Consider the following 23,074-nt stretch of genomic DNA (forward strand, 5'->3'; position numbering starts at 1 on the left):
AAGGAAAAACGATCTCCAACGCCTCAGATATGGCTTTATTTCTATTAGAAGAGGCACATGTAGCTACTGTAACTGGTGAAGCCTTTGGTAATCCTAACTGCATACGTATTTCTTACGCTGCTTCTCAAGACAATATTATAGAAGCTATTAAAAGAATAAAAGAGGTACTCAGTTAATATCTGTTACCTTTTTTAAGAAAAGCTCTAGCGCAACTTATATTACGCTAGAGCTTTTTGTTATTATAACAGTAACATCCAAATTAAAAAACTAATTACAAGCATGGATACCACTGTAACTTTTAGCCACATCATTTTATTTTCCTTTTTAAGCCGTTGCCTTAGTTCTCTTAGCTGCTTTGGTGTTGCCTTAGGAAAATCATACTCCACCTTCCCGGTTTTACCATAGCCACCTAAGGTTTTTTTAAATTTTTTTCGATTAGAACGCATCTTTTCATTGTTCTTAAGCGTTGTTATCATTGCTTGAGCTGATCCTCCGAAACCCATAAGTCATAGTTTTAAATTAGTGCATTAATTATCTAGGCTCACATAAAAACATGAGCGCTTTAGTTGTAAAAGACACCATTACATGTGTCAGTTAAAGATCAAAAAAAACAATAGTGAATAGCGACTAAAAAATAGCGACTAAAGCCATGGCAAACACAGATAGTTTTAAGACGATACCTGTGTTATTTACCATGCATAATTGTGAAGATTTAATACGTTGCCTTATCCCAAATACGGACTTTGCAGTCGACTTACTAAAATTGTGCTTCACAATTGATTTGTAATTAGAATTTAACAATCCATTGGTTGTGTAATGAGATACCTCAATGGGTTCTGGTACTGTTTTTACTTTTTTAATTACTACTGATGTCATGATTGGTATTTTTTAGTTGGTTACGCTTATATGACGAGGTATAACTAAAAATGTTACACAGCAAACCTCAACTATAGCTTAAGATTGAAGCGATTAATCTCATAAAATAGCAGTAAAAATATAGGCTGACTAAATTTAAAAATAAATGAAAAAAAGTTTAAAATTTATTGTTTTTGAGCTCTCCCAAGAACCAAATTAAGACCAAATTGGATTGAAATACTCCTCGCTTTTGCAATGTTTTGATATTCAATTATATTATCAGCTAATAAATAAAAGTTGGCTGGCCCTAAATATGCTGATACGCCTAAACCGACATTTGTGTAAGAAAAAGAATCTATAGTATAAGTCACTTTTGCTCTTAATCCTTTAAAAAGTCGTCTGTAATAAAATGCGGTTAACGCTAATTGTGGAGCTCTTGGACGATTTATCGCAAAAAGTTGCCCACCAACCGCATTAACGTACCCTTCATCATCAGCCAAACAATTACATTTTTCACTTTGCCTTTTCCCAAACTTATACCTAGCTGCCAAATTCAATTTTATTGGCCTCCATGTTGTATATTTTGATGCTGTTGCATCAATATTGAATAATTCTTCAAACTCATCCGCTATCTCGTTCCAATAGGCTTCTGGTGTTTGCCCACCATCAACTTCTGAGAATAGCGGATTAAAACCCTCATAAGTATAAGATCCACGCAATGCGTAATTTTGTAAACCTTTTGAGTGTCTTATAAACCCAATGTCTAACACGCTTCCTTCAACGGTTAATTGCGCAGATGGGTTGTATGTAAATCCGAAATCGAGACCTAAGCCCATATTACCACCAAAAAGCAATCTTTTTCTCAACGCTTTAATAGCTTCTGAGCTATTAGAGTTTGCGTTATTATTTAGATCACTAAAGCCTGACGTTTGCAAGCTTAGATCTAAATTAAAGCTATGTTCTAGTAAATTATTTTCACCCTCTCGGGTTATGAATGATCCTGAGTTGTCGGTTGAATTAAAATTAAATACACTGGAGTAAAGTTTTATTCGAGATCCAATATTTAGTTGTTCATTTATTTTTTTCCCTATTCCAAAGTGAAAAACTGAAATCATCTCTCCGCTAGCGTTTAGGTCGCTTAAATCAAAAACTCTACCTGTTTTGTTTGCATTTCCTTCTAAAGCTAAGATTGCATAATCTTCTGGGTAGTATGCAATAGCGTCAGTTTCAACATACATTCCGAAAGATAAATAGCTGTCTTTTTCAATACCGCTACCAAAAGCAAATCCGCCTGAAAAAATATCGGTTTGCTGGTTCAATGTAAAAAAATCGTTTCGGTCAAGATTAAAAACCGCATTTCTTAGTTTAGTATTAAAATCTACACCATCATTTATAAAAATATCATAAGCACTTACTCCAGAAGCGCCAAAACTAAAGTGATTCTTGGACAATAAAGGAATACCAATAAACCCATTATTTGCAAGTGTGGTACTAGGGTTTAATAGTATGGATTGCGGTATGTCAGTAAAACCAAATAATAGTTGTTTATTTTGTGAGAAGGCACTGGATAAAACGAAATAAAAAACAACACAAAATGACTTAGCCCTATTCATCTTACGTCCCTATTTCTAAATAAAAAACGCCCTTAGATTGGAGCAATACCCTACCCATTGAATTTTCGTCTAGCATTGAGCCATCATCACTGGGATTTAATCTAATTTCTACAGCTATAATTCTAGTAGTCTTGAGTGCATTTAAACTATCATCTTCAAAATTTTCCTCATAATTAGTGATAATATCATTGCCATTAGGTGAAGCATCAGCGTCAAAAGTTAGCGTATGCTGCACTTCTTCATTTTCATCTAAAAAATTTAGTTGTAGGCTAAAGCTTCTATTTATTGAGTTTGTGACTTCAAAAAATAATTCAGCTCTAATTAAATTATTTATAACAAATTCATCTTCAAAAATTTCAATATTACCTATAGAATCTCTTACTACAACAAGCTCATTTCCGTTTTCTAAAAAGTGAGAAGCTGCTTGCTCTGTATGTATAATACTAGATTCTATTACAGGAGCTAATAAAAGCTCATCTGCCTGATTAAAATCTACATCACTTATACAAGACAATGAAGTCGCCAACGCTCCAAATAGAATTAAAACAATTGCTTTTTTAAATAACACGATTACTTTGTTTAGATTACTAAAGTAACGTTTTGTATGAAATGAATATTATACACTAGCGGTTCCTCCAAAAGAATGGAGTTAATAAAATAAGGATGGTAAATAATTCTAAACGGCCCAAAAGCATTAAAAAAGAAGCCCACCACTTACCTAAAGGAGGTAAAGCTGCATAATTATTTACGGGTCCAAAATCACCGAGAGCTGGTCCTACATTTCCTAAACTTGAAGCCGAAAGCCCTATAGCAGAGGTAAAGTCTATTTGAAACATTGAAAACACCAAGGCTCCAATTATAAAAGATAGCATGTAAAGGATAAAAAATCCTAAAATATTAAAAACAATATCTCCTGATATTGACTTTTTGTTATAACGTACTGGTAGGATAGCGTTTGGATGTAGCGCTCTTTTAAATTCTAAAAATCCATTTTTAATTAAAATTAAATGTCGTACCACCTTTACACCACCCGAGGTACTCCCTGCCGAACCTCCTAAAAACATTAAACCAAAAAAGAAGACGGTTAAAAATGGAGTCCACAAGGTGTAATCTGCACTTACAAAACCTGTTGTTGTTATGATTGCAAGCACTTGGAATAAGGCATGGCGTATAGCACTCTCACCTTCACCTAAAACCATTGGATGCGCCACAGACGATTGCGACACATCTGCTCTAAAATAGATTAACAATGCTGCTATAACTGTAAAGATGCATATAAACTTAAAATAAAGTTTAAACTCATCGTCTTTAACTATTTTAACAACGTTACCTTTAAATAAATAGTAACTTAAAACAAAATTAGTACCTGCCAAAAACATAAAGACAATGATAATGTATTGTATTGTTGGATTATCATTCCAGTAAGCTACGCTGGCATTTTTGGTTGAAAACCCACCAGTAGATAAAGTACTTAATGCATGGTTAATAGCATCAAAAAAAGACATGCCTGCGAGCTGAAGTAAAATAGTTTCTGCAACAGTATATCCAAAATAAATTAACCAAAGACGTTTTGCTGTATCTGTTATTCTTGGATGTAGTTTATCACCGCCTGGACCAGGCGCCTCAGCAGCAAACAATTGCATGCCACCAACGCCCAACAAAGGCAGTATCGCTATAGCCAAAACAATAATTCCCATACCACCAATCCAATGGGTGGTGCTACGCCAAAATAAAACTCCTTCTGGTAGTATCTCAATATTATCTAAAATACTGGCTCCTGTGGTTGTATAACCAGACATGGTCTCAAAAAATGCTTCAGTAAAGGACGGTATAGCTTCCGTTGTTAAGTAGGGCAATGTCCCTGTTAACGACATCACAATCCAACCGAAGGCAACTACAATGTAGCCTTCGCGCTTATTCATTTCTTTATTATGCGTCTTGGTAACCATCATTGCGATACCACCTAACAGCAACGTTACCAAAGCGGCTAAAAGTAATTTAATTGTAACGCCGTCTTGGTAGATTAAACTAATTATGGTGGCAATAAGCATAAAACCACCATTAAATAATAATAGTAGCCCAAAAAAATGAAAAATGATTTTATAATTAAGCTTCATTGCTTTATATCGCTTAAGAGAAAAATGCTTCAACGGTAGATATGGAACGTGGCAAACAACAAACTACTACTCTGTCTCCAGCCTCGACTCTAAAATTTCCTAGTGGTATCATACCTTTACCATCTCTTATTACACCACCAAATATAGCGGACCTCGGAAAATTAAGATCTCTAATAATTTTATTGGTAATCTTAGAATTTGGTTTAACTACAAATTCTAATAACTCCGCATTCATGTTAGTAAGTTTGGTCATAGCTACAACCTCGCCTTTTCTTATGTATCTAAAGATATTATTTGCCGCTAATAATTTTTTATTAATTAGGGTATCAATACCAATAGACTGTGAGAGCTGGTAGTAATCCATATTTTCAACAAGGGCAATGGTCTTTTTTACTCCTTTAGATTTTGCTAAAAGACAAGACATAATGTTAGTTTCAGAATTTCCTGTAACAGCAATAAAAGCGTCCATTTCCCTAATGCTTTCTTCTTCTAAAATTTCAACATTTCTTCCGTCACCACATATAACTAAAGCATTTGGAAGATTATCAGCTAAATCTTCGGCAACAGATTTCTTACCCTCAACTAACTTTACTTTAAACTTACTCTTACATAAATCTTTAGCGGTTTTATATCCAATTTTACTACCGCCAAGGATCATAACATCCTTAATATCAACTTTTACCTTACCAGAGAGATCAAATAATTCTTCATCACCACCTTTAGAGGTCATAAAAACAACATTATCTCCTTCTTTAAACTGTGTATCCCCTCTAGGTATAATTGTATACTGCGTTCCATAACGCTGTATAGCTATAGGAATAAAGTGTAACTCTGAGTATAACTCGGCAGCTTCTTTAACTGTTTTTCCCACAAAAGTTGCGGTTCTAGATAATCGTAAGCTTAGCATGGTGAGTGCGCCATCTTCAAACTCATAAGTATCATTAAAACCGTATTGATTTAACAATAATTCAATCTCTGAAGCTGCCAATGACTCTGGTGAAATAAGCTCATCTATGCCAAATTTAGAAAAACCAATAGTATCTTTTTCTTCAATAAACTCAGTATTAGATATACGCGCAATGGTACGTTGGGCACCCAATTGCTTTGCTAAAACACTTGCTGTAATATTGGTAGTTTCAGAAGATGTTACCGCAATAAAAAGTGCTGCAGACTCAACATGGGCATCTCTTAATACTGAAATTGAAGTAGCATTACCCTTTATGGTTCTAATATCTAGGTGTTCGCCAGCGTAGGTTAGATTATCTTTTTTAGTATCTAAGAGCGTTATCTCTTGCGACTCGTAGGACAGTAATTTTGCCAAATGAAAACCGACTTCTCCTGCACCTGCAATAATTATTTTCATTTTAAAATATTAGGACTAAACACGCAAATATAATGAGAAGTAGCAAGTTAATGCAGTCCTTATGGCTTTAAAATTGAAACATTAATTTATGCGAGGCACTTTTAGCTCGTTTAATTATAATGGGTTGACTACATTTATACACTGATACTTGTAATAAAAAGTATGTCTATTTAAGGTAAGTTTAAAACTTTTCAACTTTAAGTACTTATAACTTATCCATATATTTGCCAAAAATTTGCAATGGCCAAAAAAGTAAAACCATATAAACACAGTAATGCTTCAAAAAAAGAGCAGGTTACTGAGATGTTTGATACAATTTCTAAAGAATATGATGGTTTAAATAGAGTCATTTCTTTTGGAATTGATGTTAAATGGAGGCAAAAGGTAGTACAAATAGTTGCCGAAAATAAACCTGAAACTATCTTAGATATTGCCACTGGTACAGGTGATTTAGCCATTAACTTAACAACAACCAATGCTAAAGAAATTATAGGTTTAGATATTAGTGATGGTATGCTTGAGGTAGGTAGAAAAAAAATAAAATCTAAACAATTAGACGGTATTATTTCTATGGTTATAGGAGATTCTGAAGATCTGCCTTTTAAAGACAGTAGCTTTGACGCTATTACTGTAGCCTTTGGAATTAGAAATTTTGAAACGCTTGAAAAAGGACTGTCCGAAATTTTACGTGTGCTGAAACCAAACGGTATTTTTGTAATATTAGAAACCTCTGTACCTACAAACCCCTTATATAAATTTGGCTATACTGTATATTCTAAATTTATCTTACCTACAATTGGTAAACTATTCTCAAATGATAGGGTCGCTTATAAATATTTGAGTGAATCAGCTTCTGTTTTCCCTCATGGCGAAACTTTAAACAATATTTTAAGAAAAATTGGGTTTATTAATGTCGTAGACAAACCACAAACCATGGGAGTAGCTACTATTTACACAGCAACAAAAGCATAAATATGAAACAAGTTATACTAATTTTAGCCTTTGTTTTAGCAACCCAAACTGCAACAGCACAACTGTTTTCGAGAGAAAAAGTTGCAAATAACATAGATAATTTAGATGAAAAATTCTTGTCTTGGGGTTATTTCTTAGGATTTAACCAATATGATTTTAAATTTAATTATAATGAAGACCTAAAAGACATATTAGTAGATAAAACAACGGGATTTCACTTAGGACTCATTGGCGATATGCGCCTCAATAATTACATGAATCTAAGACTAGAACCTGGTGTATTTTTTACCACCAGAAATTTACAATATGATGAAAGCTACTTCAGTGGTATGGAGTTTAATGACGCAGACTTATTAAGAGAAGTTAAATCTACATACATTCATATTCCTTTGCTACTAAAAATTTCAACGAAACGAATTAACAATTTTAAGCCCTTTATTGTTGGTGGCTTCTCAACAGCCTTAAATCTATCGAGCAATGAAGAAAACCCAGACGACAATAGCTCTGGAGAATTTAGAATGACTCGCGGCAGTGTTTTCTATGAACTTGGATTTGGTATAGACCTTTATTTGCTATACTTTAAGTTTACACCGTCTATACGCGCTATATTTTCTCTAAATAATGAAATAATAAGAGACACAGACCCTAATAGCCCATGGACAGGTAACATTGCTAATATGCAAACCAGAGGTGTGTTTATCAACTTCACATTTCAATAATACGACGCCTAAATTCACTAAGCACTATAGCAGTAGCGTTGGCCACGTTTAAACTTTCGGTTTTAGACGCGTTACCAAACTGAGGAATCGTTAACCGATTTGTGATTTTTTTTTCTAAACCAGAACTAATCCCATTAGCCTCATTCCCTAATATTAGAAGACCATTTTTTGGTAATTTTGCAGTATAGATACTATCACCTTCCATAAAAGTTCCGTACACCGTTCCTTTAAAGTCATCAACAAAACTGTATAGGTCTAAGTAAATTATGTTAACTCGTGTTAAAGATCCCATTGTGGCCTGTACAACCTTAGAATTATAACAATCTACAGTCGCTTTACTACATACCAAATCAGTGACTCCATACCAATCGCAAAGTCTAATAATTGTGCCCAAATTACCAGGATCTCTAACATCATCTAAAGCAACAACAAGCCCATCTGCACTAAAATTTGTCTGCTTAGGCATTTCAAAAATTGCTAAAACCGTATTAGGATTTTTTAATGTTGAAATTTTTTTTAATTCCTTATCCGTTACCTCAAATTCTAATGCCGCTGCAACACCAAAGCTAAGTCCTGTGGTATATAATTTATGTAATTTATAATTTGAATTTAAAAATTCATTCACGCCTTTAATACCTTCTACAGTAAATAATCCCAGCTCTTGTCTATACTTTTTTTGAGATAAACTTTTAATTAACTTTATTTGATTGTTTGATAACATTAAAATGTCTTTACTTTTGTTGGTGCTAATGCAAAGTAAACCATTTTGGACTAATTTTTGTTCAAAGCAATAAATATCAAATAAACAACATAACTTTTGAAACTGCCATTCTGGATTTTATTATTCTTAGAAAATCTTAAGCACAATTGTAAAATAGTGTTCCTTATCACTTTGGCATTTATCATTAGCTCCTGTAATGTTGTTAAGCGTGTTAAATCAAACCAACATCTCATAACTAAAAACACCATTATTGTAGATGGTAAGATTAATACAGAAGAACGTGTAAATAATATTATTGTTCAAAAAGTAAATCAGGGCATGAAACCCTTCTTTGGTGTGCGTTTACCCCTCCGTCTTAATCTATATAACCTGGCAAGACCTAATATAGATTCTATTTTACAAGCTAAAGTGTTGAGTGACTCCTCTAAAGTAGAATGGAAAACCAGTTTGCTTTCAAAAAAACAGTTTGATAAAGATATACAATCTCGAAAAAACTTTAATAGTTGGCTAAAACGCACAGGAGAAGCTCCCGTTATTTTTAGCGAGGACAAAACAGTTAAAACCCTTACAAATCTTAGAAAATATTTCTTTAGTAGAGGGTGGTTTGACAATGAAGTTAATTATACCGTATTAAAGGATAGTACAAAAAGAGCGGAAATCACCTATACAATAAAGAAAAATAAACCTTATGTTTTAGATTCCATTAAGCCAATAATAAGCAGTCCTAAGATTAAAGCACTCTACGCTGATTTTATTAAAAGTACGTTATTACAAAAAGGTAAACAATATAACGAGCAGTATTACCAAGAAGAGCGTAAACGCATCAACAATTATTTAAGGAACTCTGGGTTCTACTATTTTGGCCAAGACTATATTAGTTTTGTTACAGATACCATAGGTACTTATCATAAAATAAACACAGAACTGATTATTCCTAATCGTTCTATTAGAACTGATGATTCTACAACAACAGTACCTTTTAAAACTTATAAAATAAAGGAAGTAAACGTATTTACGGATGATAACTTTTCAAATCGTTTTAGATCTATTTCAGATACTACAATCTACAAAGGTGTTAACCTTTATAGTAAAACTAAATTAAGATTTAAACCAAAAGCACTTACAGATGCTATTTTTATACACAAGGGAGATATCTACAGTGATATTTCGCGTAGTAGAACGTCTAGATATCTAAATGACCTACAAATGTTTAGATATCCGAGTATAGAATATGTAGAAAGCAGCATCGATACCTCATTAATAGCAAACATATATTTAGAACCCAAAAAAAAATACCAACTAGGATTAGATTTTGATGTAAGCCAAAGTAATATACAAACCATTGGGTTTTCTGTAACACCAGGATTAAGAATAAGAAACGTATTTAGAGGTGCAGAAACTTTAGAGATTAGTGGCGTAGCCGCAATTGGAGCGTCCAGAGAAAATAACAATGATAATAGAGCTTTTTTTGATATTAATGAATTTGGTGGTAATATAAGATTAACGATACCACATCTATTTACACCTATTAATACCGATAAAATTATCCCAAAATATATGTCGCCAAGTACGGCTATTAATTTATCGGTAACTAGCCAACAAAACATAGGCTTAGATAAACAAACGTTTTCAGGACTACTAAGTTACAATTGGCTCCCATCGCAAAGCGTTACCAATACCTTAGAACTTTTTAATGTTCAGTTTGTAAAAAACCTAAATACAAATAATTATTTTGGTGTTTATTCTAATTCCTTCGGAAGACTAAACACTATAGCTCGGAGTATTAATTTTATAAATACCGAAGAAAGCCTAGAAGATGAGAGTCTGTCTAATAGGTTTTCACCTGCTGACCAATTTATCGAAGAAGTACTGGCAGGTAATACTATTTTAAATTCTGGTGATGACGACTTTGTAGTTGTAAATAATATTGAAGAACGTAAACAACGATTAACAGAAAATAACCTTATTTTCTCAACCAGTTTTGATTATAAAAAAGATAAACGTACCTCTATTTTCGATAATGATTTTTCAATATTTAAATGGCGAATAGAATTGGCAGGTAACTTTTTATCAACCTTAACTAATGTCCTAGGCGCTTCAAAAAATGAAAACGGAAGCAATGAAGTCTTTGGTGTGGCCTTTTCCCAATATTTTAAAACAGAGATTGATTATGTAAAATATTTTGATTTAGGACGAAACAACGTTTTTGCATTTAGAAGTTATGCAGGTATTGCCATACCTTATGGAAATTCTAATAGTATTCCCTTTGCAGAAAGTTTTTTTGGTGGTGGCCCTAACGACAATAGAGCTTGGACAGCCTATAACCTTGGCCCAGGCAGTTCTACAACCACTAACGAGTTTAATGAAGCTAACTTTAAAATACACCTAAGTGCAGAACAACGCTTTGGGCTTTTTGGAGACTTAAGAGGTGCCTTATTTGTAGATGTTGGTAATATATGGAATGTACTCGATAATGTAGAAGATGAAGACGCCACATTTAATAGCATAAAGTCCTTACAAAATATAGCCATAGGCTCTGGTTTTGGTATGCGTTACGACTTCAAGTTTTTTGTACTTCGTTTTGATGTGGGCTTTAAAACCTATGATCCATCCTTAAATATAGGTGAGCGCTGGTTTAAAGATTATAATTTTAGGAACGCCGTGTATAATATTGGTATAAACTATCCATTCTAAAATATTTAAACGTCTATATCGTTTTCGATATTTAATACGTGCTTTCACTCAAATTATGCCCAGTAGGTACTCAAATTTTGTGTATTTTTGAAAATTAAATTTTCAATCGAAACTATTATGAGTCATAATATTAAACCTGGAGTTGCTACAGGTAAAGAAGTACAAGAAATTTTCAAATTAGCAAAGGAAAAGGGCTTTGCTTTACCTGCCGTTAATGTCATAGGATCAAACACAATAAATGGTGTATTAGAAACAGCTAAAGCCTTAAATGCACCTGTAATTATTCAGTTTTCAAATGGAGGCGCTCAGTTTAATGCTGGTAAAGGTTTTGGTAACGAAAACCAAAAAGGAGCTATTGCTGGTGCCATTGCTGGTGCTAAACACGTACACCATATGGCAGAAGCCTATGGAGTCCCTGTAATTTTACACACAGACCATTGTGCTAAAAAACTACTACCATGGATAGATGGTTTATTAGACGCTAGCGAAAAGCATTTTAAAGAAACTGGAAAACCACTTTATAGCTCGCACATGATTGATCTGTCCGAAGAGCCTATTGAAGAAAATATTGAAATCTGCAAGCAGTATTTAGAGCGAATGAGTAAAATGGGCATGACTTTAGAAATTGAGCTTGGTATTACTGGTGGAGAAGAAGATGGCGTAGATAACAGTGATGTCGATGAATCTAAACTATACACGCAACCAGAAGAGGTCGCTTATGCCTATGAAGAATTAATGAAGGTGAGCGATCAGTTTACTGTAGCCGCAGCTTTTGGTAACGTACACGGTGTTTACAAACCGGGTAATGTAAAATTAACACCAAAAATCCTAAAAAATTCTCAGGAGTATATTTCAAAAAAATATAATGTAGGGCACAACCATATAGATTTTGTATTTCATGGAGGATCAGGTTCTACTGTTGAAGAAATTAGAGAAGCTATAGGTTATGGTGTCATTAAAATGAATATTGATACCGATATGCAATGGGCATTTTTAAGTGGTGTAAGAGATTATGTAGAAGACAAAAAAGACTACTTACAAACACAAATTGGAAGCCCAGACGGACCAGACTCGCCTAATAAAAAATATTATGACCCAAGAGTTTGGTTAAGAAAAGCAGAAGAATCTTTTGTTGAAAGACTTAAAAAAGCATTTGAAGACTTAAACAATGTAGATACGTTATAAGTGCTTAACTAAGATAACCAATATTTAACCCACTAAAATAGACACTTATTTTAGTGGGTTTTTATTTACATAAATGATTTAGCTATATGTTGAGATTTTTTTGAAGTTAATATTTAATGTAGTAATTTTATATGTTATACATTTGCACAGAAACTAACTAAAAACTAGTTAAGGCTCGCAAAAGCCTTAAACTCGAATCCAAAAAACATAAACCCTATATGACAGCTTGGTTCAAAAGAAAAGATAAAGGAATTCAAACTTCTACTGAAGAGAAAAAAGATACACCAAAAGGCCTGTGGTATAAATCACCAACAGGAAAAATAATAGACACCAAAGAACTAGAACAAAACTTTTACGTAAGCCCAGAAGATGGTTACCACGTAAGAATTGGAAGTAAAGAGTATTTTGAAATTCTATTTGACGATAATAAATTTAAAGAATTAGACACTAATTTAACATCTAAAGATCCACTTAAATTTGTAGATACCAAAAAATACCCAGAACGCTTAAAAGCAGCACAGGCAAAAACAAATCTTAAAGATGCGGTAAAAACTGCCGTAGGTAAATCTATGGGTAAAGATTTAGTAATAGCTTGTATGGATTTTAGTTTTATTGGAGGTTCTATGGGTAGCGTAGTTGGCGAAAAAATTGCAAGAGCAGCCGATTACGCACTAAAGAAAAAAACACCTTTTATGATTATTAGTAAATCTGGTGGTGCAAGGATGATGGAAGCTGCTTTATCTTTAATGCAACTTGCAAAAACTTCGGCTAAATTAGCACAACTGGCAGACGCAAAAATACCCTACATTTCGTTATGTACAGATCCAACAACTGGCGGAACAACAGCCTCTTTTGCAATGCTAGGAGATATTAATATCGCTGAACCAGGAGCTTTAATTGGTTTTGCAGGCCCTAGGGTTGTTAGAGATACCACAGGACAAGAGTTACCAGAAGGGTTTCAAACTTCAGAGTTTTTGTTAGAACACGGATTTTTAGATTTTATAACACACAGAAAAGACTTAAAGCAAAAGGTAAATCTTTATATAGATCTCATAAAGAATCAGCCATTAAGAGCATAATGGCTCACCTCATATATATTATAGTTTATAACAAAAAGAAACAAGCGATATAGAGTAGTATTCTCAAATTTTACTATATTTGCCGCTTGAAAGAAAATCTTTCATAGTACATAACAATCATTTACAATAATATTAGAATGTATTTATCTAAAGAAAAGAAAGAAGAACTCTTCGCAAAACACGGTAAAGGAAAAAACGATACTGGTTCTGCGGAAGGACAAATTGCATTATTTACAGAACGTATTAACCACTTAACAGGACACTTAAAAAACAATCGTAAAGATTTTAATACAGAGCGTTCGTTAGTAAAATTAGTAGGTAAGCGTCGTGCATTACTAGACTACTTAACTAAAAAAGATATTTTAAGATATCGTGCAATCGTTAAAGAATTAGGATTAAGAAAATAAAAAAGAAGAGGCTTTTTAGCCTCTTTTTTGTTTCTGTATAACGCAATCGTAAGCGTATTAAATTCGAAAATTGAAATTAAGCATAACATCCTAAAACACATTTAGGATTAGCGGTTTTTCATTGGTCAACAACTACACAACAACACAACGACCATTGTTTAACAAAACTTATCGATGACTAAGATTCTCTCAGTACCGATAAGTACGAATTAAAAAAATTTATGATTCCAAAAACTTACAAAGAGGTCATTGACCTAGGTGATGGTAGAGAAATTTCTATCGAAACCGGAAAACTAGCAAAACAAGCGCATGGTAGCGTTGTCGTACAATCGGGAAAATGTATGTTATTATGTACAGTAGTATCTAACTACCACCAAAATGACGTTGACTTTTTACCATTAACCGTAGACTACAGAGAAAAATTTGCAGCTGCTGGTCGTTATCCAGGAGGTTTCTTTAAAAGAGAAGCGAGACCAAGTGACGGAGAGGTATTAACAATGCGTTTAGTGGACCGTGTATTACGTCCATTATTCCCAAAAGATTATCATTCTGAAACTCAGGTGATGATTCAATTAATGTCTCATGATGAAGACGTTATGCCAGATGCTATGGCAGGTTTAGCAGCTTCTGCTGCTATTCAGTTATCAGATTTCCCATTTGAGTGTCCAATCTCAGAAGCGAGAGTTGCTCGAGTAAACGGCGAATTCGTCATTAACCCAACGAGAGCACAATTGGCAGAATCAGATATCGATATGATGATTGGTGCTTCAGCAGATTCTGTAATGATGGTTGAAGGTGAAATGGCTGAAATCTCTGAAGAAGAAATGGCAGATGCCATAAAATTTGCTCACGAAGCAATTAAGGTGCAATGTGCTGCTCAAGTGCGTTTAGCAGAAGCTGTTGGCAAAAAAGAAGTTCGTGAATATGAGCCAGAACGTGAAGATAAAGATTTAGCAAAGAAGATTCATGAGATGGTATACGATAAAACCTATGCTATAGCTAAGGCTGGTTCTTCTAAGCACGAAAGAGGTGCTGCTTTTTCTGAAATTAAAGAAGAAGTGTTTAATTCGTTCTCTGAAGAAGAACAAGATGATTTAGGAAAACTCATTCATAAGTACGTAGCGAAAGCTCAAAAAGAAGCAATTCGTAATTTAACTTTAGATGAAGGTTTACGTTTAGATGGTCGTAAGACTACAGATATTAGACCTATATGGTGCGAAGTAGATTATTTACCTTCTACACACGGTTCCTCTGTGTTTACTCGTGGAGAAACGCAAGCTTTAGCCACTGTAACTTTAGGTACTTCTAGAGATTCTAACCAAATAGATATGCCATCTTACGAAGGTGAAGAGCGTTTTTATTTACATTATAATTTTCCACCTTTTTGTACAGGTGAAGCTAGACCAATCCGTGGAACTTCGCGTAGAGAAGTAGGACACGGTAACCTAGCACAACGTGCATTAAAAGGGATGGTACCAGAAGATTGTCCTTACACAGTAAGGGTTGTATCTGAAGTTTTAGAATCTAACGGTTCCTCTTCTATGGCAACTGTATGTGCGGGTACAATGGCAATGATGGATGCTGGTGTGCAAATGAAAAAACCAGTTTCTGGTATTGCAATGGGATTAATTTCTGAAGGTGATAAGTATGCCGTATTATCTGATATCTTAGGTGATGAAGATCATTTAGGAGACATGGATTTTAAAGTTACTGGTACTGCAGATGGTATTACGGCTTGTCAAATGGATATTAAAGTAAAAGGATTAAGCTACGAGATTTTAGTGAATGCACTACAACAAGCACGCGATGGTCGTTTGCATATCTTAGAAAAATTAACAGATACGATTGCACAACCAAATGCAGAAGTTAAGGAGCATGCACCAACAATGGTGACGCGTCGCATTCCTAACGAATTTATTGGAGCGTTAATTGGTCCTGGTGGAAAAGTAATACAAGAATTACAAAAAGAAACTGAAACCACTATAGTTATTAATGAAGATCCTGTTACTGAAGAAGGAGTTGTTGAAATTCTTGGAGTTGGTAGCACAGGTATTGATGCTGTAATGGCAAAAATAGATTCATTATTATTTAAACCAGAAGTGGGTAGCGTTTACGAAGTAAAGGTGATTAAGATGCTAGATTTTGGTGCCGTAGTAGAATATACTGAAGCACCAGGAAATGAGGTTTTACTTCACGTATCTGAACTGGCTTGGGAACGCACAGAAAATGTATCCGATGTTGTAAACATGGGAGATGTATTTGATGTAAAATACTTCGGTTTAGACAAACGAACCCGTAAAGAAAAAGTGTCTCGTAAAGCTATTTTACCAAAACCAGAAGGTTATGTAGAAAGACCACCAAGAGATAACAATCGTGGTAGAGATAACAGAGGTAGAGATAATCGTGGACGCGACAACCGCAATAGAGATAATCGCAGAGACGATAGAAAACCAAGAGAAGATAAGACGGAAGATTAATGCTTTTTAAATCTTCATTTATTAAAAAAGCCCATCAGTTTTTGATGGGCTTTTTTAGTTTTTAAAATTAGGGTAGCCATTATAAGGATTTAACACAATGATTGATGCTCTTAAAACTTAAAAAGAATATAATTAAAAATTAAATTCAGTCAATGACAACATTAACATAGATCTAATAATGCACATTACGATTTATTTTTTTTTAAAGTTGTGTAACATTTTACGACATAAATACGTATAACTATTGCAACCTAGTGTTGACCAAATATTGCACAAATCTTAAAATTAAATGAGACAACTTAAAATTACCAAGCAGGTAACCAACAGGGAAACTGCATCTTTAGACAAATACCTACAAGAAATAGGCAAGGTAGATTTAATTACAGCAGATGAAGAGGTAGAATTAGCCCAGCGAATAAAAGCTGGCGATCAAATTGCCTTAGAAAAACTAACTAAAGCAAACTTGCGTTTCGTTGTATCTGTAGCTAAACAATACCAAAACCAAGGTTTAACGTTACCAGATTTAATTAACGAAGGTAATTTAGGTCTAATTAAAGCCGCTCAACGTTTTGATGAAACTCGTGGTTTTAAATTTATATCCTATGCTGTGTGGTGGATTAGACAATCTATTTTACAAGCATTAGCAGAACAATCTCGTATAGTACGTTTACCACTAAACAAAATTGGCTCTATAAATAAAATCAACAAGACTTTTGCATTCTTAGAACAAAGTCATGAGCGTCCACCATCTGCTGAGGAAATAGCTAAAGAGTTAGACATGACTATTAATGATGTTAAGGAATCCATGAAAAATTCTGGACGTCATGTCTCTATGGACGCACCATTAGTTGAAGGTGAAGACTCCAACCTCTATGACGTTTTACGCAGTGGAGAGTCACCAAACCCAGATAGGGAATTATTACATGAGTCTTTACGTACAGAAATTGAACGTGCCTTAGAAACTTTAACACCTCGTGAAGCTGACGTTATTCGTTTATACTTTGGTTTAGGTAATCAACACCCAATGACTTTAGAAGAAATTGGAGAAACGTTTGATTTAACTCGTGAGCGTGTAAGACAAATTAAAGAAAAGGCTATAAGACGCTTAAAACACACCTCTAGAAGTAAAATATTAAAAACATATTTAGGTTAGGTTTTTATATATTTAACGACCAACCTAATAAAGGTAACAACAGTTACAAAACATAACTGTTCGTTTTTTGATTGATGAAAGAACCTTCGGCTGATTACCGGAGGTTCACTTTTTTATTTATAAATTGATACATCGTCTAATTCCTTTTATGGATGAAAGCAATTTGTTATATAAGTGATTTTTCTTCTGACTTAACGGATCAGAGTACCGACGACTTAATTAGTTTTGTTAATACCTATAACAATTCTAACAATGTTACTGGGCTTTTAATTCTAAAAAACAAACATTTTTTTCAAATACTAGAGGGTGAGCATGATATAATTGATGCGCTCTTCAAACGAATTCAAAAAGATATGAGACATACTAATGTTATAAAATTATTGGATACAAAAATTAAAGGAAGAGTTTTTGATGATTATAACGGCGGAAATTTTAAAGTATTTGAAAATACAGCAGACATGAATAAGTTATATTTGTACTTTAATTGGATTAAACAAGCTGAATATTTGCCAGCCAATAGCTTAATTCAACTTACAACAAACTTTTTAAATCAGAACAAATGAGCAAATGCTTAATTGCACCATCGATGCTAGCTGCAGATTTTGGCAACCTTCAACGCGATACAGAAATGGTAAATCGTAGTGAGGCAGATTGGTTTCATATAGATGTTATGGATGGCCATTTTGTACCTAACATTTCTTATGGTATACCAGTTATCTCTGCCATAAAGAAACATGCCACTAAGCCACTCGACGTTCATTTAATGATAGAAAAACCCGAACGCTATATTGAAGCGTTTGCTAAAGTTGGTGCAGATATTATTACTGTTCATTACGAGTCTACAGTACATTTACACAGAACACTTAGACAAATTAAGGATGCAGGTTGTAAAGCTGGCATTGTACTTAATATTACAACACCAATTAGTGTTTTAGAAGATATTTTACCAGAATGTTATATGGTACTGCTTATGTCCATAAATCCTGGATTTGGTGGCCAAAAATTTGAAGATGTCACCTACCAACGTGTTAAAAAATTAAGAACAATGATAAATGATCAACGTCTTAATACACGTATAGAAATAGACGGTGGTGTAACGGACAACAACATTAAACGCCTTGTTGAGGCTGGCGCAGATACTTTTGTTGCTGGCAGCCATGTGTTTAAAAGTAACAATCCTACGGACACCATTAAAAATCTAAAATCAATAGCTAATAATTAAGACTTGTTTCCATAACCATAGCTATAACCATAATTATATCTATGGACATTAGATTTACTGGCTCCAACACCGTTAATAACGTAAGCCATATTTTTAAGTTTACCCGAGTCACTTAAGTCTTTAGAATAAGATAAAAGATTTTTTTCAGTAAAATTAGACCTAGCTATACAAATTGTTGCATCAGCAAGTTGGGATATTAACATAGTATCTGTAACTAATATGGTAGGAGCTGTATCTACAATAATATAATCGTAAATAGCTTTAGCTTCTTCAATAAGCGTCTTAAAACGTCCATTAGTTAATAAATGTGCTGGATTTGGAGGTATGCTACCAGATAATATAATATCATGGTTAGGATGCAAATCAAAGCCCTTAATGACTGCGTCTTGCCAGCTATAATTTACATCGTATAAATAATTAGATAATCCTGGCTTTTGCTTATCCTCTTGGATATGATTATGGATTTGCGGATTTCTTAAGTCTGTTCCTATTAGTAGTACTTTTTTATTAATACTAGAGAGCGCTAATGATAAATTAATACTTACAAACGTTTTTCCTTCACCCTTAATTGTAGAGGTACAATAAATAATTCTACCTTTTTTATCGTCTTTAACCGGTAAAATAAACTCTACGTTAGCGCTGAGGATTCTAAAAGACTCTGCTAATACAGATTTGTCATTAGGGTCCCTAAATAGTTTGGCCTCTGCTTTCTTAATATCTGGGATCTCAGCAATTACAGGAATATCACTCTTCATTGCCAAGATATCTTCTTTACTATGCAGTTTTGTATCTAACATAAATTTTAAATACAAAATTCCAAATGGTAATAATAGACCTAATAGAAGTGCACCTACAAAGACAATATTGCGCCTTGGTGAAATTGGCGCCGTACCAGATAGTGCATTCTCCACAACTTTAATAGACGGTTCTGTAATAGCCAAATTAATTGCCGCTTCTTCTCTTTTTTGCAATAGAAGCAAATAAATACTCTCTTTAATCTTTTGCTGTCGTTCTATCCCTAACAACAATTTTTCTTTCATTGGCATTTGAGATACTTGGCCCTTAAATCTGTTGTTTCTAGATTGAATTTGTGATTGAGAAAGCTCTAACTGATTAACATAAGAACTTAAAGATCTTTTAATATTACTCTTTAAATCTAATAGGCTACCTTCAGCTAATTTAACAGACGGATTATTTGCTCCTGCTCCACCTTTTTTCAACTTATCTAAGTCTAAAACATTTTTATTATAATCATCGATAAGTATATTTACACCATTATTATCTAATCCAATATCTGCAGGTATTAGTCCATTATTATCTTCTGCAACAACCCTGCTTAAACTTTTTGCTAGCACTAATTGGTTACTTATTTTAAAAACTTCTTCTTCTGATTTAGTGCGCTGAGTTAGCCCAATTTCTGCATCGGCTGTTAGATTAACCAAGTTATTGTTCTGTTTAAAATTTTGCCTATTAACTTCAATGGAATCTAGTTCTTGTGCTAAATAAATAAAACGCTCGTCTATAAAATCTAGAGTACGTTTAGACACCAATTGTCTATCATTAATACCATCTTTATTAAAAACGTCTATTAAAGTATTTATTATTCGTTCTGATAACTCAAAACTTTCTCCTTTAATACTTAATTGTAACAAATCACTACGATCACCTATAGCATCAACGTTTATCATAGCTTTTAAACCAAGCGCAGCATTCTTTATAGGCTGAAAGTTTATTAAGTAGGTTTTACCGACTTCTTCACTTAAAATTTGTTGAGACCCAATTAATAACTCAAAAGGTAAATTATGGTCTTTTTTATAGGTGCTATGATCTGGAAATTCAAATGTTTTTTCAGTACCTAGATTTGAAATAACAAACCTAGTATCCTCAATCACAATCTTATAACGACGGCTATAATCTATACTATCAGAATCTATAAGTTGCTCAAAATCAAAAGGCAAGTCTGATATTGAGGACGTTTGTATGGTGCCCTCTTCATAAAACTTAGTTCCTAAATTTAACTCCTTAACAACACGTTCTACTATTAAATAAGATGTTAATATTTGAATTTCATTCTCTAAATTAATATTGGTTCGTTTAAAAATAAAAGCCGAGGTTGGTAACTCTAAACCATCAGACTCGTCTAAGATTTTAATCTTAGCTGTAGTTTCATAAATTCTTGGTGCGTATCTTAAATAGATATAGGCACTAATAATTGTCATTACTATGGCCAACAAAAACCATGGCCAATATCTTAAATAACGTCTAATCTCTTGTTTTATATCTAATTCCTTTTCGTCATCTCCAAGAAACGCATTTATATCATTGTAAGAATTATTCATAATTATCTTGTCAGTAAAATTGTAACACTTAGTGCTAAGGATGCTATGGTGAGTACCGTACCTACATTGCCAATAAAACCGGCATTTTTAACCCTTGGATTATTGGGGTTTACTACTATAACATCATTAGGTTTAATAAAATAAAACTCACTATTCATAAATGCAGCAGAGGTAATATCTATATGCGTAACCTTGCGCATACCATCAGCTTCTCTCGTTAGTAAAATATCATTGCGTTTTCCATTTATTGTTAAATCACCAGCATAACCAAGCGCTTGTAATATCGTTATATTTTGTTCTGTGAAGCTGTAGGTGCCAGGTTTATTTACTTCTCCTAGAATGGTTACTTTAGCATTTATGAGCCTAACATTTACTGTAGCATCAGATAAGTGACCACCAGAAATTAATTGATTTTTTATAGCGTCTTCTAATTCTTTTGAAGTTTTACCAGCCGTAGATAATTCACCCAGTACAGGAAACGTTATGGTATTTTCTGAAGAGACTAAATACCCGTCTAATTGTAAAACCTGAATATTTTGTGGCTGAACACTTTGCATGGATGCTTTATTGTAAGCTATAGCTGCTTCTGGCACCAAACTCTCAACGGTAATTTTGAGTATATCGTTAGGTTGTATATTAGCAAACTGATAATTAATAGTATTAGCTCCTACACTTGTGGCATCTTGCATATATAAGATTTGCTTTTTCGAAGAACACGTATAACAAAGCAGTAACAGCAAAATACTGATAAAATAATTTTTCATTTAATAAATTTCAAGATAAAACAAATATAACTGCATTTAAAAGACTAGCAAAAGATAAGAGCTATTCAATATGAGTAAGATTACTAAATGATTTTCTTTACTAGAAAAGGCAAAGTATATAATACCGAACCATAAAATATTAAACTTACGATCTGCCCGTTTAAAATAATCCCTGTAAGATTAAATGCAATTATAACGATTACCACATTAATAACAGTAATGATTATGGTTGTTGTTACATGGTTAAAACCTGCTTTAATAAATCTATGATGTATGTGATTTTTATCTGGTTTAAAGGGATTTGTTTTATGGACAAATATTCTAATAAAAAAGATACGCAACGTATCAATTAAAGGATAAAACAAAAGCGCAAAAGCAAGAGCAGGTGAGGCTCTAAAATAACTCGATTCTGGATTTGTCTGAGCCATATTAATAAAGCTAATTGTAAAAAACGCTAGTAAAAACCCTACAATCATAGAACCTGTGTCTCCCATAAATATTTTATTTTTCTTTGAAAAATTAAGTCGTAGAAACGCCAATAAAGCGCCACATAGTGCTATAGCAATAGTAGCCAAACTTAAGTCGTTAGCATTAACAAACAGGTAAACAAAAATACCACTTATAGACATCGCAAAAGTCCCAGCCAAACCATCAATACCATCAATTAAATTAAAAGCATTAATGATTAATATGTAAACAAATAGCGTAAATCCCACGGACACCCAATACGGTAGTAGGTCAATATCTAAAATCATAGAAAATCCAATAATCCTAGTATCAGTAAATACAATTAATAAAGCTGCTGCTAAAAATTGACCACCTAACTTCTTACCAGCGGATAAGACTGTTAAATCATCCTTTAGTCCTAAGAAAAACAATATAGTAAGACCACCCATTATTAATAATAAGACTTTGGTATTAAGAAAAGCCCCAACTAATGTCATTACAACAATTAGGCTTAAAAATACACCTATACCACCTAGCGTTGGCGTGGTATCAGCATGCACACTTCTGCTATCTGGCTCATCCATTATATTTTTTTGTTTCGCCACATAAAGTATTGTAGGAAATGTTTGAAACGCAATAAAGAATGCCAATACAAAAGCAGTTATTAACCACAAAAGACTGTTGCTTTCTGGAGAAAAATTTTCGAGTAATGTTTTAATCATTGGTTAGGAATTCGAAACATCTTAGAGGCTACGAAATATACAAATTAAAAATAAAATTAAGCGTCCGTAGCCTTTATTTTTAAAAGAGCCTCTACGATTCTTTTAGATGTTTTACCATCCCAAAACGGTATTGTATGATACGTTTTCCATTGGTCATCAAACAATTTTTCTAAATAAGGTTGTATGGCCTTTGGATTTGTACCAACCAACTCATTAGTGCCTAGA

Annotated in this window: 21 protein-coding genes; 11 read left to right on the forward strand and 10 right to left on the reverse strand. The window is 33.5% G+C overall.

Annotation, left to right across the window (positions count from 1 at the left end):
* Window positions 1-176: aminotransferase class I/II-fold pyridoxal phosphate-dependent enzyme (locus Q0800_RS10140; RefSeq protein WP_299129313.1), on the forward strand; the 176-nt coding region annotated here is incomplete at its 5' end.
* A gap of 63 nt (window positions 177-239) precedes the next feature.
* Here the strand turns inward: Q0800_RS10140 and Q0800_RS10145 are convergent.
* From Q0800_RS10145 to trkA, 6 genes are all read right to left on the reverse strand, one after another.
* Window positions 240-503, reverse strand: a complete 264-nt coding sequence (locus Q0800_RS10145; RefSeq protein ID WP_299129293.1) for a hypothetical protein — start codon at window positions 501-503, stop codon at window positions 240-242.
* A gap of 124 nt (window positions 504-627) precedes the next feature.
* Window positions 628-876 carry a hypothetical protein gene (locus Q0800_RS10150; protein WP_299129294.1) on the reverse strand — a complete coding sequence of 83 codons (249 nt, stop codon included), beginning with the start codon at window positions 874-876 and terminating at the stop codon, window positions 628-630.
* Between the two features lie 164 nt (window positions 877-1,040).
* Entirely contained in the window at window positions 1,041-2,468 is a 1,428-nt protein-coding gene (locus Q0800_RS10155; RefSeq protein ID WP_299129295.1) for a DUF5723 family protein, read from the reverse strand.
* Window position 2,469: 1 nt separating this feature from the next.
* The gene (locus Q0800_RS10160) at window positions 2,470-3,036 is read right to left on the reverse strand and encodes a hypothetical protein (protein ID WP_299129296.1); all 567 of its coding nucleotides are present in this window, start codon (window positions 3,034-3,036) and stop codon (window positions 2,470-2,472) included.
* Between the two features lie 55 nt (window positions 3,037-3,091).
* Window positions 3,092-4,585: a potassium transporter TrkG gene (locus Q0800_RS10165; protein ID WP_299129297.1), complete on the reverse strand. Its 1,494-nt coding sequence runs from the start codon at window positions 4,583-4,585 to the stop codon at window positions 3,092-3,094.
* A 13-nt stretch (window positions 4,586-4,598) separates the two neighbouring features.
* A complete protein-coding gene (trkA, locus tag Q0800_RS10170) occupies window positions 4,599-5,948 on the reverse strand; it encodes a Trk system potassium transporter TrkA (protein ID WP_299129298.1) in 1,350 nt (449 codons plus the stop codon).
* Between the two features lie 240 nt (window positions 5,949-6,188).
* Between trkA and ubiE the strand changes: the two genes are divergently transcribed.
* Both ubiE and Q0800_RS10180 read left to right on the forward strand, forming a co-directional pair.
* Window positions 6,189-6,920, forward strand: a complete 732-nt coding sequence (ubiE, locus tag Q0800_RS10175) for a bifunctional demethylmenaquinone methyltransferase/2-methoxy-6-polyprenyl-1,4-benzoquinol methylase UbiE (protein ID WP_299129299.1) — start codon at window positions 6,189-6,191, stop codon at window positions 6,918-6,920.
* A 2-nt stretch (window positions 6,921-6,922) separates the two neighbouring features.
* Window positions 6,923-7,639, forward strand: coding sequence for a porin family protein (locus tag Q0800_RS10180; protein ID WP_299129300.1), 717 nt, complete (start codon window positions 6,923-6,925; stop codon window positions 7,637-7,639).
* Here the strand turns inward: Q0800_RS10180 and Q0800_RS10185 are convergent.
* Entirely contained in the window at window positions 7,626-8,360 is a 735-nt protein-coding gene (locus tag Q0800_RS10185; RefSeq protein ID WP_299129301.1) for an RNA methyltransferase, read from the reverse strand. The genes Q0800_RS10180 and Q0800_RS10185 overlap by 14 nt on opposite strands.
* A gap of 96 nt (window positions 8,361-8,456) precedes the next feature.
* Between Q0800_RS10185 and Q0800_RS10190 the strand changes: the two genes are divergently transcribed.
* The 8 genes from Q0800_RS10190 to rpe all read left to right on the forward strand — a co-directional run bounded on the left by Q0800_RS10190 (window position 8,457) and on the right by rpe (window position 18,577).
* Window positions 8,457-11,054 carry a BamA/TamA family outer membrane protein gene (locus Q0800_RS10190; RefSeq protein ID WP_299129302.1) on the forward strand — a complete coding sequence of 866 codons (2,598 nt, stop codon included), beginning with the start codon at window positions 8,457-8,459 and terminating at the stop codon, window positions 11,052-11,054.
* A 117-nt stretch (window positions 11,055-11,171) separates the two neighbouring features.
* Entirely contained in the window at window positions 11,172-12,239 is a 1,068-nt protein-coding gene (fbaA, locus tag Q0800_RS10195) for a class II fructose-bisphosphate aldolase (protein WP_299129303.1), read from the forward strand.
* A 218-nt stretch (window positions 12,240-12,457) separates the two neighbouring features.
* Window positions 12,458-13,318, forward strand: coding sequence for an acetyl-CoA carboxylase, carboxyltransferase subunit beta (gene accD / locus Q0800_RS10200; protein WP_299129304.1), 861 nt, complete (start codon window positions 12,458-12,460; stop codon window positions 13,316-13,318).
* 137 nt (window positions 13,319-13,455) lie between these two features.
* Window positions 13,456-13,725 carry a 30S ribosomal protein S15 gene (gene rpsO / locus Q0800_RS10205; RefSeq protein WP_299129305.1) on the forward strand — a complete coding sequence of 90 codons (270 nt, stop codon included), beginning with the start codon at window positions 13,456-13,458 and terminating at the stop codon, window positions 13,723-13,725.
* A 221-nt stretch (window positions 13,726-13,946) separates the two neighbouring features.
* Entirely contained in the window at window positions 13,947-16,202 is a 2,256-nt protein-coding gene (locus Q0800_RS10210) for a polyribonucleotide nucleotidyltransferase (protein WP_299129306.1), read from the forward strand.
* 289 nt (window positions 16,203-16,491) lie between these two features.
* Entirely contained in the window at window positions 16,492-17,355 is an 864-nt protein-coding gene (locus Q0800_RS10215; RefSeq protein WP_299129307.1) for a sigma-70 family RNA polymerase sigma factor, read from the forward strand.
* Between the two features lie 152 nt (window positions 17,356-17,507).
* Window positions 17,508-17,918, forward strand: coding sequence for a BLUF domain-containing protein (locus Q0800_RS10220; protein WP_299129308.1), 411 nt, complete (start codon window positions 17,508-17,510; stop codon window positions 17,916-17,918).
* Window positions 17,915-18,577, forward strand: a complete 663-nt coding sequence (gene rpe / locus Q0800_RS10225; RefSeq protein ID WP_299129309.1) for a ribulose-phosphate 3-epimerase — start codon at window positions 17,915-17,917, stop codon at window positions 18,575-18,577. Before Q0800_RS10220 ends, rpe begins: the two co-directional genes overlap by 4 nt.
* Here the strand turns inward: rpe and Q0800_RS10230 are convergent.
* The 3 genes from Q0800_RS10230 to Q0800_RS10240 all read right to left on the reverse strand — a co-directional run bounded on the left by Q0800_RS10230 (window position 18,574) and on the right by Q0800_RS10240 (window position 22,849).
* Complete coding sequence (locus Q0800_RS10230) at window positions 18,574-20,916, reverse strand: tyrosine-protein kinase domain-containing protein (RefSeq protein WP_299129310.1); 2,343 nt, start codon at window positions 20,914-20,916, stop codon at window positions 18,574-18,576. The genes rpe and Q0800_RS10230 overlap by 4 nt on opposite strands.
* A 2-nt stretch (window positions 20,917-20,918) precedes the next feature.
* Window positions 20,919-21,605: a polysaccharide biosynthesis/export family protein gene (locus Q0800_RS10235; protein WP_299129311.1), complete on the reverse strand. Its 687-nt coding sequence runs from the start codon at window positions 21,603-21,605 to the stop codon at window positions 20,919-20,921.
* A gap of 158 nt (window positions 21,606-21,763) precedes the next feature.
* Window positions 21,764-22,849 carry an MraY family glycosyltransferase gene (locus Q0800_RS10240; RefSeq protein WP_299129312.1) on the reverse strand — a complete coding sequence of 362 codons (1,086 nt, stop codon included), beginning with the start codon at window positions 22,847-22,849 and terminating at the stop codon, window positions 21,764-21,766.
* Between the last annotated feature and the right edge of the window lie 225 nt (window positions 22,850-23,074).

Source organism: uncultured Winogradskyella sp. (genome assembly GCF_937958655.1).
Classification (GTDB): domain Bacteria; phylum Bacteroidota; class Bacteroidia; order Flavobacteriales; family Flavobacteriaceae; genus Winogradskyella.